The sequence below is a fragment of the Streptomyces sp. NBC_00536 genome, assembly GCF_036346295.1.
Lineage (GTDB): Bacteria > Actinomycetota > Actinomycetes > Streptomycetales > Streptomycetaceae > Streptomyces.
In genome coordinates this window covers 1,308,244-1,322,603 of record NZ_CP107819.1, presented here as the reverse complement: position 1 = coordinate 1,322,603, position 14,360 = coordinate 1,308,244, and the positions used below count along the sequence as shown (strand labels likewise).

Annotated in this window: 14 protein-coding genes; 5 read left to right on the top strand and 9 right to left on the bottom strand. The window is 71.8% G+C overall.

Annotation, left to right across the window (positions count from 1 at the left end; genetic code table 11):
* The first annotated feature begins 186 nt into the window (after window positions 1-186).
* A complete protein-coding gene (locus OHS33_RS05470; RefSeq protein WP_330329239.1) occupies window positions 187-1,854 on the top strand; it encodes an alpha/beta hydrolase in 1,668 nt (555 codons plus the stop codon).
* Between the two features lie 63 nt (window positions 1,855-1,917).
* Here OHS33_RS05470 and OHS33_RS05465 read toward each other — a convergent pair whose 3' ends face one another.
* The 6 genes from OHS33_RS05465 to OHS33_RS05440 all read right to left on the bottom strand — a co-directional run bounded on the left by OHS33_RS05465 (window position 1,918) and on the right by OHS33_RS05440 (window position 7,122).
* Complete coding sequence (locus OHS33_RS05465) at window positions 1,918-2,628, bottom strand: lysophospholipid acyltransferase family protein (protein ID WP_330329238.1); 711 nt, start codon at window positions 2,626-2,628, stop codon at window positions 1,918-1,920.
* A 48-nt stretch (window positions 2,629-2,676) separates the two neighbouring features.
* On the bottom strand, window positions 2,677-2,835 hold the full coding sequence (locus tag OHS33_RS05460; RefSeq protein WP_330329237.1) for a hypothetical protein: 159 nt from the start codon (window positions 2,833-2,835) through the stop codon (window positions 2,677-2,679).
* Window positions 2,836-2,867: 32 nt separating this feature from the next.
* Window positions 2,868-3,824, bottom strand: coding sequence for a cytochrome c oxidase assembly protein (locus OHS33_RS05455; RefSeq protein ID WP_330329236.1), 957 nt, complete (start codon window positions 3,822-3,824; stop codon window positions 2,868-2,870).
* 91 nt (window positions 3,825-3,915) lie between these two features.
* A complete protein-coding gene (locus OHS33_RS05450; RefSeq protein ID WP_330329235.1) occupies window positions 3,916-4,944 on the bottom strand; it encodes a 6-phosphofructokinase in 1,029 nt (342 codons plus the stop codon).
* Window positions 4,945-5,134: 190 nt separating this feature from the next.
* The gene (locus OHS33_RS05445; RefSeq protein ID WP_330329234.1) at window positions 5,135-5,863 is read right to left on the bottom strand and encodes a type 1 glutamine amidotransferase; all 729 of its coding nucleotides are present in this window, start codon (window positions 5,861-5,863) and stop codon (window positions 5,135-5,137) included.
* Between the two features lie 20 nt (window positions 5,864-5,883).
* Window positions 5,884-7,122, bottom strand: coding sequence for a MurT ligase domain-containing protein (locus OHS33_RS05440; RefSeq protein WP_330329233.1), 1,239 nt, complete (start codon window positions 7,120-7,122; stop codon window positions 5,884-5,886).
* Window positions 7,123-7,235: 113 nt separating this feature from the next.
* Here OHS33_RS05440 and def point away from each other — a divergent pair, with 113 nt between their 5' ends.
* The gene (gene def, locus OHS33_RS05435; RefSeq protein WP_330329232.1) at window positions 7,236-7,775 is read left to right on the top strand and encodes a peptide deformylase; all 540 of its coding nucleotides are present in this window, start codon (window positions 7,236-7,238) and stop codon (window positions 7,773-7,775) included.
* A 31-nt stretch (window positions 7,776-7,806) separates the two neighbouring features.
* Here def and OHS33_RS05430 read toward each other — a convergent pair whose 3' ends face one another.
* Window positions 7,807-8,463, bottom strand: a complete 657-nt coding sequence (locus tag OHS33_RS05430; RefSeq protein WP_330329231.1) for a TetR family transcriptional regulator — start codon at window positions 8,461-8,463, stop codon at window positions 7,807-7,809.
* Between the two features lie 228 nt (window positions 8,464-8,691).
* On the opposite strand from OHS33_RS05430, the gene OHS33_RS05425 reads away from it, so the two are divergent.
* A complete protein-coding gene (locus tag OHS33_RS05425) occupies window positions 8,692-9,921 on the top strand; it encodes an acyl-CoA dehydrogenase family protein (RefSeq protein ID WP_330329230.1) in 1,230 nt (409 codons plus the stop codon).
* Between the two features lie 428 nt (window positions 9,922-10,349).
* The gene (locus tag OHS33_RS05420) at window positions 10,350-10,535 is read left to right on the top strand and encodes a DUF5999 family protein (protein WP_330329229.1); all 186 of its coding nucleotides are present in this window, start codon (window positions 10,350-10,352) and stop codon (window positions 10,533-10,535) included.
* A gap of 170 nt (window positions 10,536-10,705) precedes the next feature.
* Here OHS33_RS05420 and OHS33_RS05415 read toward each other — a convergent pair whose 3' ends face one another.
* Entirely contained in the window at window positions 10,706-12,730 is a 2,025-nt protein-coding gene (locus OHS33_RS05415; RefSeq protein WP_330329228.1) for an ATP-binding protein, read from the bottom strand.
* A gap of 155 nt (window positions 12,731-12,885) precedes the next feature.
* On the bottom strand, window positions 12,886-13,866 hold the full coding sequence (locus tag OHS33_RS05410; protein ID WP_330329227.1) for a fibronectin type III domain-containing protein: 981 nt from the start codon (window positions 13,864-13,866) through the stop codon (window positions 12,886-12,888).
* A 238-nt stretch (window positions 13,867-14,104) separates the two neighbouring features.
* Here OHS33_RS05410 and OHS33_RS05405 point away from each other — a divergent pair, with 238 nt between their 5' ends.
* Window positions 14,105-14,299 carry a hypothetical protein gene (locus OHS33_RS05405; protein ID WP_330329226.1) on the top strand — a complete coding sequence of 65 codons (195 nt, stop codon included), beginning with the start codon at window positions 14,105-14,107 and terminating at the stop codon, window positions 14,297-14,299.
* Window positions 14,300-14,360 lie beyond the last annotated feature (61 nt).

Sequence of the window (14,360 nt, the reverse complement as noted above, 5' to 3'; positions counted from 1 at the left end):
GCTGATCCCGGGACGAACCGGGACACCGCTCAGCGGTACACCTCAATCCGGATATCGGGTTGGCAAAAAACATGACCGCGCTCTGTTGTCGCGTATAGGTCAGGCGCGAAGATCCCCCTGCACGTCATATGCACGTGTCCGAAGTCGGCCGCCCACGGCGGCACCTGACGCAGGGGGAACAACCACGTGATACGCAACGCAGCGCTGGGGAGCGCTGCCACTCTCATCACCGGCACGCTGGCGGCGAGCCTGCTGCTGGCGCCGTCCGCCTCGGCGGCCCCGGCGAGCTACGACAACGGCGCCGCCGAGTCGGTGGGCGTCCAGATCGCCGCCGCCCGCGCGGCGCGCAGCGGGATCGAGTGGAAGGACTGCCCGGCCGACTGGGGCTTCGCGGCCCCCATCCAGTGCGGCTGGGTCAAGGTCCCGCTCGACTACCGCAAGCCGTTCGGCAAGACCATCGACCTCGCGGTCGACCGTGCCGTCAGCACGGGCACCAAGGACGAGCGCCAGGGCGCGCTCGTCTACAACCCCGGCGGCCCCGGTGGCTCCGGCATGCGCTTCCCGAAGCGGACCACCACCAACAGCCCGCTGTGGGTCAACACCGCCAAGGCGTACGACTTCGTGGGCTTCGACCCCCGCGGCGTCGGCCACTCGGCGCCGATCTCCTGCATTGACCCCCAGGAGTTCGTCAAGGCCCCCAAGGCCGACCCGGTCCCCGACTCGGTGGCCGACAAGAACGCCCAGCGCAAGCTCGCCGCCGACTACGCGGACGGCTGCAAGGCGCGCAGCGGCGAGATGCTGCCGTTCATGACCACGCCGAACGCGGCGCGCGACCTGGACGTCATCCGCGCCGCCCTCGGCGAGAAGAAGCTGAACTTCCTCGGCGTCTCCTACGGCACCTACATGGGCGGGGTCTACGCGACCCTCTTCCCGACCCACGTGCGCCGCATGATCGTCGACTCCGTGGTCAACCCGGACCAGTCCAACATCTGGTACGAGGCCAACCTCGGCCAGGACGTGGCCTTCCAGATGCGCTGGAACGACTGGGAGGACTGGGTCGCCAAGAACGACAACGTCTTCCACATCGGCGACACCCGCGCCAAGGTCGAGGCGAAGTGGCTGCAGCTGCGCGCCCAGGCCAAGGCCAAGCCGCTCGGCGGAACGGTCGGCCCGAACGAGCTGCTCGGCTTCTTCCAGAAGGCCCCGTACTACGACTCCTCGTGGGTGCCCACCGCCCAGGCCTTCGCCGCGTGGGTGGCCGGTGACGAGAAGCCGCTGATCGAGGCCAACACCCCGGACATGAGCGACATCCAGGGGAACATCTCCGCGGAGAACGGCAACGCCGTCTACACCGCGGTCGAGTGCGCCGACGCCAAGTGGCCCACCAGCTGGACCAAGTGGGACCGGGACAACACCAAGCTGAACGAGAAGTACCCGTTCCTGACCTGGTCCAACGCGTGGATGAACCTGCCCTGCGCGACCTGGAAGTCCAAGCAGTACAACCCGATCGAGGTCGGCGCCAAGCGCGGCACCATCGCTCCGGTGCTGATCGTCCAGTCCGAGCGCGACGCGGCCACGCCGTACGAGGGTGGCGTCGAGCTGCACCGCCGCCTCGCCGGTTCGCGTCTGATCACCGAGCAGAACGCGGGCTCGCACGGTGTCACCAGCCTGGTGAACCCCTGCATCAACACCCGGGTGGACACCTACCTGCTCACCGGCAAGGTCGACGCGCAGGACGTGAAGTGCGGTCCGCACGCCACTCCGGTCGCCCCGGCCCCGGCCGCCGCGAAGTCGCTCACCAAGAGCGCGGCGTCCGACCTGCCGGCCCGCGAGGAGCTTCCGGCCGTCCGTTGAGGACGACCGGCTCCTCGTAGCCGAGCGGGACAGCCGTAGGGAGAAATCTCAGCGGGAGAAGGCTCAGCGCCCCGTGCGCCGGGCCTTCTTCCGCGTCTCCTCCTCCTCGGCCTTGACCTCGGCGGCGTACCGGTCGACGTACTCCTGCCCGGACAGGCCGAGGACGGCGTACATGATCTCGTCGGTGACGGCGCGCAGCACGGCGCGCTCGTTCTCCAGCCCTTCGTAGCGGCTGAACTCCAGCGGCGCACCGAAGCGGATCGTCACCCGCCGGATCTTCGGGATCTTCTGTCCCGGCGGCTGGATCTCGAAGGTGCCGACCATCGCGCAGGGCACGACGGGCACCCGGGCGCCGAGCGCCATCGCGGCCACCCCGACCTTCCCCTTGTACAGCCGCCCGTCGTGCGAGCGGGTGCCCTCCGGGTAGATGCCCAGCAGCTCGCCCCGGGCCAGTACCCCGAGCCCCTCGCGCAGGGCCGCCTGACCCGCGTCCTTGCCGGTGCGGTCGACCGGGATCTGTCCCGCGCTGCGGAAGAAGGCGGCGGTGAGCCGCCCCTTGAGCCCGGGCCCGGTGAAGTACTCGGCCTTCGCGAGGAAGGTGATCCGCCGCCGCAGGATCGCGGGCATCAGGAAGTGGTCCGAGAAGGACAGGTGATTGCCCGCGACGATGGCGGCACCCTCGGACGGAACGTGCTCGATGCCCTCGATCCGCGGCCGGAACAGCAGCCGCAGCAGCGGTCCGAGGAGTACGTGCTTGAGCAGGTGGTAGAACATCCGGCCGCTCCCGTCGACGCCCCGTGGTGACCGCCATCCTACGGACGGTCAGCTGCTGCGGGAGGCGGCCATCCCCGCGGTGAGCAGACCCAGTACGACCCACCCGAACCACAGCCAGCCGTTACTGCCGAGGGCCACCGAATACGCGGCCACCGCCACCAGCGCGGCACAGGTGAGCACGGCCATCGCCTTCACAGATCCGGTCATGCCCCATGGTGGCGCGCCCGGGTGCCCCGGCGCTACTGTCCACGCGCTTGGAGCGAGGCCAGATATGCGTTGTATTCCGCCAGCTCCTTGTCGCCGTCCCGGTCGGCGGCGCGGTCGGAGCGCTTCGCCGCCCGCTGTTCGGAGTGGTACCACTGGTAGACCAGCGCGATCAGGACGAGCACCGAGGGGATCTCGCTGAAGGCCCAGGCGATACCGCCGCCCCACTGCTGGTCGAGCAGCGGGTCGACGCCGAGGCTCGCGGCCGGGTGGTCGTACGTCTTGATCATCGGCTCGCTCGCCATCATCAGCGCGATGCCGAAGAAGGCGTGGAAGGGCATGCCCGCGAAGAGTTCCAGCATCCGCATCACATAGCCGGGGCGGTGCGGCCCCGGGTCCACGCCCATGATCGGCCAGAAGAAGATCAGGCCGACGGCGAGGAAGTGCACCATCATCGCGATGTGCCCGGTCCTGGACTCCATCAGGAAGTCGAAGAGCGGGGTGAAGTACAGGCCGTAGAGGCTGGCGATGAACATGGGGATGGTGAACACCGGGTGGGTGATCACCTTCATGTAGCGGCTGTGCAGGAGCATCAGCAGCAGCTCGCGCGGCCCCTTGTGGCCGCGGGCGGCCGGGGGCAGGGCGCGCAGGGCCAGCGTCACCGGCGCCCCGAGCAGCAGCAGGATCGGGGTCAGCATGCTGATGACCATGTGCTGGATCATGTGCACGCTGAACATGACCATGCCGTAGTCGTTCAGCTTGGTGCACATCACCAGCATCACGGTGAGCACGCCGATGGTGAAGGCGATGCTCCGGCCCACGGGCCAGGAGTCGCCGCGCCCGCGCAGCCGCAGGACGCCCCAGAGGTAGAGGCCGAGCCCGAGCAGCGAGCCGATGAGGAAGAAGGCGTCGAACGAGAACTCCAGCCCGCGCCCGAGGGTGAACGGCGGCAGGTCGCCCATATCCATGCCGTCGTGCGCGAGATGGTTCATGCGTGTACTCCCTTGACTGCGGTGCCCCACCACAGTAGTGCCGCCCCCGGACGCCGATGCGTCCGGGGGCGGTGTCAGAAGGGGGGAAACATCACAGAACGGTCTCCGCCTCCGCGTACCGCTCGGCCGGGACCGTCTTCAGCGTCTGGGTGGCCTCGCCCAGCGGGACCATCACGATGTCCGTGCCGCGCAGGGCGGTCAGCATGCCGAACTCGCCCCGGTGGGCGGCCTCCACCGCGTGCCAGCCGAAGCGGGTGGCGAGCACCCGGTCGTACGCGGTCGGCGTGCCGCCGCGCTGGACGTGACCCAGGATCACCGGACGAGCCTCCTTGCCGAGGCGGTCCTCCAGCTCGACCGCGAGCCGGTTGCCGATGCCGGCGAACCGCTCGTGGCCGTAGATGTCGGTGCCGCCCTGCTCGAAGGACATGGAGGAGCCCTCCGCGGGCTTGGCGCCCTCCGCGACCACGACGATCGCGAACCGCTTGCCCGCCGAGAACCGCTCGCCGACGATGGCCGTCAGCTCCTCGATGTCGAAGGGGCGCTCCGGGACGACGATCGCGTGGGCGCCCGCGGCCATGCCCGAGTGCAGGGCGATCCAGCCGGTGTGCCGGCCCATCACCTCGACCACCATCACGCGCTGGTGCGACTCGGCGGTGGTCTTCAGCCGGTCGAGGGCCTCGGTGGCCACGCCCACGGCCGTGTCGAACCCGAAGGTGACGTCGGTCGAGGCGATGTCGTTGTCGATGGTCTTCGGTACGCCGACGATCGGCAGCCCGGCCTCGGACAGCAGGTGCGCCGCCTTGAGCGTGCCCTCGCCGCCGATCGGGATGATCGCGTCGAGCCCGAGGTCCGCGACGTGGCCGCGGGCCGTCTCGACGCCGCCGCGCAGGTGCGCGGGCTGTACCCGGGAGGAGCCCAGGATGGTGCCGCCGCGGGCCAGGATGCCGCTGACGGCGTCCAGGTCCAGCTTGCGGTAGTCGCCCTCCAGCAGGCCCTTCCAGCCGTCCAGGAACCCGATGACCTCGTCACCGTGGTCGACGACGGCGCGGTGTACGACGGAGCGGATGACGGCATTCAGGCCGGGGCAGTCGCCTCCGGAAGTGAGCACACCAATGCGCATGGCAGGCAGGACCTTTGCAACGTGGGCCGACGACCGGACCACGTCGTCCGGTTGGAACTACGGCCACCCTACAAGTCGATGCCCGCCGGACTGAACCATCCTCCACATGCTGGTCAGATCAGTCGTACGAACGCACGTCGGCCCGGATCTCCCAAGGGAAATCCGGGCCAACGCGTGGTGTCCGGGGTCGCTACGCGGGCTGCGTCGCCGACGCGATGCGCTCCGCGCGCAGCGCCTCGTACCACCGGTCGTCGACCGGCGGCAGCGCGTTCACGTCGAGGGCCAGCTTCAGCAGCAGGTCCGCGATGAGCGGGTTGCGGGCCATGACCGGGCCGTGCATGTACGTACCGAAGACGGTGTCGTTGTACGCGCCCTCCGTGCCGTCTCCCGTGCCGTTGCCGCGGCCCATGCTGACCCGGGCGAACGGGCGGGCGGTCGGGCCGAGGTGGGTGACGCCCTGGTGGTTCTCGAAGCCCGTCAGCTGCGGCAGACCGAGCCGCGGGTCGATGTCCCCGAGGACGTCGCCCACGCAGCGCTCGCCCTCACCGCGCACGGTGACCACGTCCAGCAGGCCGAGGCCCTGCTGGCGCTCGCCCATGTCGTTGACGAACTCCTGGCCGAGGATCTGGTAGCCGGCGCAGACGGAGAAGACGATCGCCCCGTTCGAGACGGCACGCTCCAGACCGCCGTCGCGCAGCAGCCGGTCCGCGGCCAGCCGCTGGGGCCGGTCCTCGCCGCCGCCGATGAGGTAGATGTCACCGGAGGTCGGGATCGGCTGGTCGCTGCGCACGTCCACGCGCTGGACGTCCAGTCCGCGCAGGCGCGCCCGGCGCTCCACCACGAGGGCGTTGCCCTGGTCTCCGTACGTGCTCAGCAGGTCGGGGTAGACCCACACCAGACGCAGGCTGTTGTCGCTCATGCTCTTGTCCTTTATGGGTACTAGTTGCCGACGCGGCGGCGCACGTCCTGGAAGGCGGTGTAGTTGGCGATCAGCTCGATCTGGCCCGGCGGCGCCAGCTGCACGGCCTCGTCGAGGGTCTCGCAGACGCGGAAGTCCAGACCCGCGACCTCCAGACGGACCGCGAGGTCGAGCTTGCGGTCGCCGATCACGAAGATCGGGTGACCGGCCAGACGCGGGTAGTCCACGTCCCACAGCCAGGAGGTGTCGGTGCCGTCGGCGCCGCGCGCATTGACCGAAAGGATCACCGGCGTGGGCGGCGGGTCGATCAGGGAAAACGTTTCGAGCCAGCCCGCCGGGTTCTTCGCGAGCAGCAGGCGCAGCTCACGGCCCTGGAAGGAGACCACGTCGTAGCGGCCGGCCACCGCCTGCACCTGGTACATGCGCTCCAGGGCGACCTGCGGGGGCACCCCGAAGACGGCGGCGACCGCGGCCGAGGTGGCGGCGTTCGCCTTGTTGGCGCGGCCCGGCAGCTGGAGGTGGATCGGCCAGGCGCTGCCGTGCGGGTCGAGCACGTGGTCGCCGCTGAGCACCCAGGTGGGGGTGGGACGGCGGAAGCCGCACTCGCCGCAGTACCAGTCGTCGCCCGGGCGCTGCATCACGCCGCCGCAGGCGGGGCACGACCAGGCGTCGTCCTTCCACTCCTGGCCGGCCGCGACCCACACCACGTTCTGCGAGGAGGACGCGGACCACACGATCAGGGGGTCGTCGCAGTTCGCGACGATGACCGCCTTGGACCCCGAGAGGCCCTCGCGCCACTTCTCCGCGAGCATGCGGGTCTCGGCGGCGCGGTCCAGCTGGTCGCGGCTGAGGTTCAGGAGCGCGATCACCTTCGGCGTCACGTCCCGGGCCACGCCCGCGAGGTACTTCTCGTCGACCTCGATGACGCCGTACTTGGCGTCGCTGCCGCCCGCCAGCGCCGAGGTGATGCCCGCGGGCATGTTGGCGCCCAGCGCGTTGGACACCACGGGGCCGCTGGCGCGCAGGGCCTCCGCGATCAGCCGGGTCGTCGTCGTCTTGCCGTTCGTTGCCGACACGAGGACGACATCGAGATGCTGTGCCAGCGCGCCGAGAAGATCGGGGTCGAGCCTGAGCGCGACCTTGCCTCCGATCACCGATCCGCTTCCGCGTCCCGCGGCCCGCGACACCGCCGCCGCGGCCTTGCCCGCCGTCACGGCCAGCTTGGCCCGCGGCGAAAGCGGCTCTGTGTTGCCTGCCATCGTCCCTCGTCCTCCTTGCGTCGGTCGGCCCCAGCCTATCCAGAACCGGTGGGAGCCCTGACCGCGGCGCCCGGTGAATCGCTCATATAGTCGCTCCGCGTACCCTTATCGGCATGCGACAGCGCCCCATCCCCGGCAATTCAGGCCTCATCCGCACCATGAGCCTGCTCGGCGATCCGGTGCTCCACTCCGCCTGCGCGGAGGTCACCGACTTCGGTCCGGCCCTCGGCCGGCTGGTCGAGGACATGTTCGCCACCATGTACGCCGCGGAGGGCGTGGGCCTGGCCGCGAACCAGATCGGTGTGAACCAGCGGGTCTTCGTCTACGACTGCCCCGACGACGAGGACGTCCGCCACGTCGGCCACGTCGTGAACCCGCGCCTCGTCGAGGCCGACGGCCTGGAGCTGATCGGCCCCGAGGGCTGCCTGTCGCTGCCCGGCCTGGAGGCCGGGACGGTCCGCTTCGACCACGCCGTGGTCGAAGGGGTCACCTCGGACGGCGCTCCGGTGAGGATCTCCGGCACCGGGTTCTTCGCCCGCTGCCTCCAGCACGAGTGCGACCACCTCGACGGCGGGGTCTACGCGGACCGGGTGACCGGGCTGCGGCTGCGCCGCCTGCGCCGCGCGATCCGCCGGGCGCCCTGGTCGGCGTAGGGCTCCGTACGCTCGTACGCCCGCCCAGGGGTCAGAAGCCGGGACCGTCCGGGCGGTTGCCCGCGGTCGCCAGCCGGCCCCACAGCAGGTCGACCAGATCGCTGACCAACTCGGCCCGCTCGCAGGGCCGTTCGCCGAGCCACCAGTCCCCGGCCGCGTGCATCATGCCGACGATCCCGTGGCCCCAGACCCGGGCCAGGCGCTCCCCGCCGGGACCGAGGTCCACGCGCTCCGCGATCACCTCGGCCAGTTCCTCGCCGAGGCGGCGCAGCAGGGGCGCCGAGTGCAGGCCGACGTCGAAGCCGCGCTCGGCGGAGTGCGTGTCCTCGGCCGGGTGCATCAGGAAGCGGTAGACCTGCGGGCGCGCCTCGATGGCGGCGAGGTAGGTGTCGAGGGTGGCCTCGACCCGGCGGCGCCGCTCGGCGGGGGCGTCGAGCGCGGCGCGCAGGGAGTCGAGGAGCGCGTCGGTGTGCCGGACGGCGAGCGCCTGGTAGAGGCCCGCCTTGTCGCCGAAGTGCCGGTAGAGGATCGGCTTGGTGATGCCCGCCTCGGCCGCGATGGCGTTCATGGAGGCCCGGGGGCCGTCCCTGAGGACGACGCGGTCGGCCGCTTCGAGCAGCTCCCGCCGCCGGTGTTCGGACGATCCCTGCTGGCCGCCCGCCGGGCCGGCCTGCCGCGTGGTCTCCATGATGTGTTTCTCTCCCCGCCCTTGCGATGTGCGTGACGCCCACGCAACGTAACACTCCGCACACCCGGTCGACCGAATCGGCGGCGGCCGCGGGCGGGGCCGTGGGGCGGAAGCGGCGGTCGGCGGCGGCGGTTGACAGTGGCTACCCGCCGGTAACACACTGTGCTCACTGTTCGATGTTACCGCGAGTAACGTCTGTGTTCGACAAGCACAGCTGGAGGGGACGACATGGCGGAGTTCACCATGGACCTGAGCGACGACCAGAAGCAGGTGCGGGACTGGATCCACGGCTTCGCCGCCGACGTGATCCGCCCCGCCGCCGCGGAATGGGACGAGCGCGAAGAGACTCCCTGGCCCGTCATCCAGGAGGCCGCCAAGGTCGGCATCTACTCCCTCGACTTCTACGCCCAGCAGTTCTTCGACCCGACCGGCCTCGGCATCCCGATGGCCATGGAGGAGCTGTTCTGGGGCGACGCGGGCATCGCCCTGTCGATCGTCGGCACCGGGCTCGCCGCCATCGGCGTCGTGGCCAACGGCACCGAGGAGCAGATCGGCACCTGGATACCCCAGATGTACGGCACCCCGGACGACGTGAAGGTCGCCGCCTTCTGCTCCTCCGAGCCCGACGCGGGCTCCGACGTCGGCTCGATGCGCACCCGCGCCGTCTACGACCAGGCCAAGGACGAGTGGGTGCTCAACGGCACCAAGACCTGGGCGACCAACGGCGGCATCGCCAACGTCCACATCGTGGTCGCCGTGGTCGACCCGGAACTCGGCACCAAGGGGCACGCCTCCTTCATCGTGCCCCCGAACACCCCCGGGCTGTCCCAGGGCCAGAAGTTCAAGAAGCACGGCATCCGCGCCTCGCACACCGCCGAGGTGGTCCTGGAGGACGTCCGGATCCCCGGCTCCTGCCTGCTCGGCGGCAAGGAGAAGCTGGACGAGCGGCTCGCCAGGGCCCACGAGCGGGCGCGCAGCGGCGGCGGTGAGCGGGTGAAGAACGCGGCCATGGCCACCTTCGAGGCCTCCCGCCCCGCCGTCGGCGCCATGGCGGTCGGCACCGCGCGGGCGGCGTACGAGGTGGCCCTGGACTACGCGAAGACCCGCACCCAGTTCGGCCGCCCGATCATCGACAACCAGGGCGTGGCCTTCCAGCTCGCGGACATGCGCACCTCGATCGACGCGGCCCGGCTGCTGGTGTGGCGGGCGTCGTGGATGGCGGTCGCGGGCAAGCCGTTCACCTCCGCGGAGGGCTCGATGTCGAAGCTCTTCGCGAGCGAGGTCGCCAAGAAGGTCACCGCGCAGGCCGTGCAGATCCTCGGCGGGAACGGGTTCACCCGCGAGTACCCGGTGGAGCGGATGCACCGGGACAGCGCGATCTACACGATCTTCGAGGGCACCAGCGAGATCCAGCGCCTGGTGATCGCCCGCACCCTCTCGGACATGCCGATCCGCTAGCGCGGCGCCGCGTTCAAGAAGTGGAGCCGGACGGCGCCCGGCGCGCCGTCCGGTGGGCGCCGCCAGAGGGCCGCTTCCGTCGGATCGCCGAGTGTGACCCCCGCCACACCCGTGCGGGCCGTGAAAGCGGGTTCCGGCGCCCGTCGGCGGCGCCGCCGTGATCACCGTCCGGGTCGGCGGCACCCGCGCACCATGGCGTTCCCGGTCGGTCGGCCCGCGCCACGCCTCCGCGGCGGGCGGCGACGTCCGTCACAGGATCCGGACAACGGGCATGAGCGCATCGTAATCGGGCATACACATCCTGAACTGGACCTCGAATATGGGTTCCATCCGGGGGTGGTGATCGGTAATACTCCTCGCCACCGTGGATCGCGGAATCGACCGGTTGACCATCGGCCCTCCCGCCCCACCCTGCGATGAGGTGCGCCATGTGCTCCCACCAGCCCCCCTGCCCGACCGCTGACAGCGCCGATCACGACGCCGCCCGCACGGTCGCCTTCCACCCCGAACAGGGCTGGAGCCTGCTGTGCAACGGCGCCGTGGTCTTCGACGACACCGGTGAACTGCTCCCCGACGGCCGCACGGTGGCTCCCCGCCGGCCGGCCCTGGTCTGAGCGAGGAGGCAGCATGCGCCAGCAGCTGATCCGCAAGCCCGTCCCGAAGCCCGCCCCCCGCGACCTCGATCTGCGCACCCCGTCCGGCCGGCCACTGCCGTACTGACGCCCGCACGGGCCGTCGGCGCCCGCCGCTCGGCCGCCGATGCCCGCCCGGGGGGCATCGGCGCTCAGCCGGTGGGCGCCGCCGCGCCGCCGCGGAAGGCGTCCTCGTAGGCCTCGTCGCCGATCGCCTCCCGCGCGCGCCGCTCGCCCTCGTCCCGCAGGGCCAGCAGCGAGGGCGAGCCGCCCATCTGCGGCTGGCCGACCGTACGCCACCACGCCTGGCCGGTGCCCAGCAGCCGGGCCGCGAGTTCCCCGTCGCCCAGCCCCGCCACCGCGGCCGCCAGCACGTCCAGGCCCAGCGCGATCCCGAGCCGGTCGCCCAGCAGCCGCTTGCCCGAGAGCATCGACCGGACATGCCGGGCCGCCTCCCCGTGGTGCCCGAGCCCGAGGGCGGCCACTCCCAGGACGTAGTCGGCGTAGGCGCGCAGCCAGCGGTCGCCCAGCTCCGCGCAGGCCTCGCGCAGCCCCCGGGCCTCCTCGGCCGCCTCCTCGTACCTGCCCTGGTCGCACAGGGCGTACGAGGCCGACAGCCGGCACAGCAGCCAGCCCGGGCCGCTGGTGCGCCCGCCGTGCCCCACCCGGGCCCGCGGCCCGGCCAGCTCCAGCGCCCGCCGCGCGTCCCCGGGCATCAGCACCGACACCGAGAGCAGGTACGCGGCCCGCAGCTCCGGCTCCGGGTCCGCCAGCCGGGCCGCCGCCTCCACGCACCGCGCGCCCAGCGCCTGGGCCGTGGGCATCTCCCCCTGGAGCATCGCCGTCAGCCCGAGCGCCCAGAGCGCCTGGAAGTGGGCGGCCCCGGTGCTCGGCGCCGCCCGCAGCGCCCGCTCCAGGAAGCCGCGGCCTTCGCGGGTGTGCCCGCAGGAGAACCAGAAGAACCACAGCGACCCGGCCATCTCCAGGGCCGTCGCCCGGTCGGTGCCCAGCAGGTGCTCCAGCGCGGTGCGCAGCTGCGCGTGCTCGGCGGTCATCCTGCGGTACCAGTCGACCTGGCCGGGACCGAGCCAGCCCGCGTCGGCGGCCCGTGCGAGGGCCGCGTACCAGTGGGCGTGCCGGTCGGCGAGCGTGCGCACCTCGTCCAGCTCGGTCAGCCAGTCGTGCCCGTACTCGCGGATCGTGTCCAGCATCCGGTAGCGGGCCCCGCTGCCCCGCTCCTCGGTGCGCCGTACGACCGACTTCGCGACCAGCCCGCCCAGCACCCGCTCCACCCGGGACGGCGGCAGCGGACCGCCCGAGCACACCGCCCGGGCGGCCGTCAGGTCGAAGTCCCCCGAGAAGACCGACAATCGCGCCCACAGCAGCCGTTCCACCGGCGCGCACAGTTCGTGGCTCCAGCCGATCGCCGTCCGCATGGTCCGGTGCCGGGGCTGGAGCGCCGCCCGGGTGTCGCAGAGCACGTCGAACCGCTCGTCCAGGCGCTGCGCCATCTCCTCCAGGCTCCACAACCGCAGCCGGGCCCCGGCGAGTTCGAGCGCGAGCGGGATCCCGTCCAGGCGGCGGCAGATCTCGGCGGCGATGGTGGCCCGGCGGGGATCGGCGAAAGCCGCGGCGGTGTCCGGGGCGGCGGCCAGGGCGTGCGTGCGCAAGAGCGTGAGGGCGTCGCTGTCGGGTCCGTCGACGGGCAGCGGGCGGACCTCGACCAGCATCTCGCCGGGGGAGCCCAGCGGTTCGCGGGAGGTGACGAGCACGGTGAGGCCGGGGGCGGACTGGAGGAGTTCGCCGACGAGGTGGCGGCAGGCGGCGACCAGGTGTTCCGCGGTGTCGAGGACGAGGAGGAGCTCCTTGTCCGCCATCCACGCGCAGAGTTCCTCGTCGGGGGAGCGCGCGGAGTGGTCGCTGAGCCCGAGGGCGTGGGCGACCGTCGAGGTGAGCAGGTCCGGGTCGCGCAGCGGTGACAGCTCCACCCACCAGACGCCGTCGCGGTGCCGCGGGGGCAGGGCGCGGGCGGCGCGCAGGGCGAGGCGGGACTTGCCGACGCCGCCGACGCCGGTCAGGGTGGTCAGTCTCCGCTCGTGTAACAAGGCGCTCAGGAGCCCGAGTTCACGCTCCCGGCCGACTAAGACCGCCGTCTCCGGCGGCAGGTTGCCCAGCACGGAGGCAGAGTCTGGCCGAGGGTCGCCATCCGGCGGACCGGACTGACCGCTGTTGATCGAGTACTCACCGAACACGGATGTATTGTGCGCGATCCGCGTTCGCGGCAGAGCCGTTCGGTGAAGATCGGCCCAACGGATCGGCCGAGCGGGTCGACCTAACCGAGGGGCACCCGGCGTTCCGCGGAGAAGGAACCCCAGTTGCCGTCGGGCAGCCGGGCGCGCAGTTTCAAGGCCCAGACGGTACCGGCCGGTTCGCTGACGGCGAGCTGGTACGCGGCCCGGCCGACGGGCACCGCTCCGGCGCCGAACTGGATGACGGTCGTGGGCTGTCCGTTGACGTACAGCTGGTATTCGGCGGTCGGTTTCCCGGTGTCGGGCGGGGTCCAGGACAGCGCGACGGCCCCGGGGGAGGCGGTCGCGGTGAAGTCGGCGGGGGAGGTGACCGGGCCCTTGCCCGTGGCGGTCGCGGTGGTGACGTCCACCGGCGGGCTGTCGGGCGAGGAGTTGTCGGCCCCGTCGCGGGCGCGCACCGTGAAGGTGTAGACGGTGTCCGGCTGGAGGCCCGTCAGCCGGGTGCCGGTCTCCGTGGCACCGGCCGTGTGGATCCGTACGCCGCCCTGGTAGACGTCGTACGCCGTCACGCCCGTGTCGTCGGTGGCGGGAGCCCAGGTCAGGACGGCCGCGCGGGCCCCGTCCGGGTGGCCGGCGGCGGTCGCCGGGGCGGTCGGCGGCCGGTGGTCCTCGGCCTTGGCGGCCGGGGTGGTGACGGCGGCCGCGGCGCTGGGCGCGGAGAGGTTCCCGGCGGCGTCCTCGGCCCGCACGGTGAAGGAGTACGCGGTCAGCGGGGCGAGGCCGGTGAGGTCCACCATCGTCTTGTCGGCCGGGACCTCCCGGACCGGGGCGCCGCCCTGGAGGATCTGATACCGGGTCACCCCCTCGCGCGGGTCGGCGGATTGCCACATCACGTGCACGGAGGTGGCGCTCCCGGCCTGCGCGGTGAGCCCGGCGGGCGGTCCGGGGGGCCGGGTGTCGGGGGAGGCGCAGGCACCGAGGGCGAGGAGGGCGGCGGCGACGGCCAGGCGGCGGGCGGCCGCGGCGGTGGGGGTGACGGGGCGGCGCAAGGGGGGCGTCCTCACGGGGTGTCGGTGCGGGACCGTCCGGGTGGGGCCGGGGCGGGTGGGGGCCGCCATCGGAACCGCAAAGGTCTAGACATATATGGCACGCCCTCGGCCGGCCGGACAAGACCCCGGACACCGCGAATTGGTGGAGATCCACCGCCGTCACGCACGGTCAACACCCGTACGGCGGACACCCGTTTCACCCGGAGGCACCCCCCGCTGCGCCACCATGGCGCCGCGCACAAGGAGGTGCCCGATGGTGATTTCGCTTTCCGTGGTCGTCCTGCTCCTCGTCCTCGCGTGGATCTTCGTACGCAGCGGCGGCCTCAAGTTCTCGCACGCGCTGGTCTGTGTCCTGCTCGGCTTCTACCTGGCGAGCAGCAGCATGGCCGCGACCATCCACAACGGTCTCGCGGCCACCGCGCAGGTGGTGGCCGACCTCAAGCCCTGACAGGGCGAGGCTTGATCGACTGTTGCGCCTTCGTGAATCATCCCGCTCTGCCATGGACTCC

Bases quoted from the DNA above. Each gene is read 5' to 3' on its own strand.
- OHS33_RS05465 (WP_330329238.1), bottom strand. From the start codon at position 2,628: ATGTTCTACCACCTGCTCAAGCACGTACTCCTCGGACCGCTGCTGCGG.
- OHS33_RS05460 (WP_330329237.1), bottom strand. From the start codon at position 2,835: ATGACCGGATCTGTGAAGGCGATGGCCGTGCTCACCTGTGCCGCGCTG.
- OHS33_RS05455 (WP_330329236.1), bottom strand. From the start codon at position 3,824: ATGAACCATCTCGCGCACGACGGCATGGATATGGGCGACCTGCCGCCG.
- OHS33_RS05450 (WP_330329235.1), bottom strand. From the start codon at position 4,944: ATGCGCATTGGTGTGCTCACTTCCGGAGGCGACTGCCCCGGCCTGAAT.
- OHS33_RS05445 (WP_330329234.1), bottom strand. From the start codon at position 5,863: ATGAGCGACAACAGCCTGCGTCTGGTGTGGGTCTACCCCGACCTGCTG.
- OHS33_RS05440 (WP_330329233.1), bottom strand. From the start codon at position 7,122: ATGGCAGGCAACACAGAGCCGCTTTCGCCGCGGGCCAAGCTGGCCGTG.
- def (WP_330329232.1), top strand. From the start codon at position 7,236: ATGCGACAGCGCCCCATCCCCGGCAATTCAGGCCTCATCCGCACCATG.
- OHS33_RS05430 (WP_330329231.1), bottom strand. From the start codon at position 8,463: ATGGAGACCACGCGGCAGGCCGGCCCGGCGGGCGGCCAGCAGGGATCG.
- OHS33_RS05425 (WP_330329230.1), top strand. From the start codon at position 8,692: ATGGCGGAGTTCACCATGGACCTGAGCGACGACCAGAAGCAGGTGCGG.
- OHS33_RS05420 (WP_330329229.1), top strand. From the start codon at position 10,350: ATGTGCTCCCACCAGCCCCCCTGCCCGACCGCTGACAGCGCCGATCAC.
- OHS33_RS05405 (WP_330329226.1), top strand. From the start codon at position 14,105: ATGGTGATTTCGCTTTCCGTGGTCGTCCTGCTCCTCGTCCTCGCGTGG.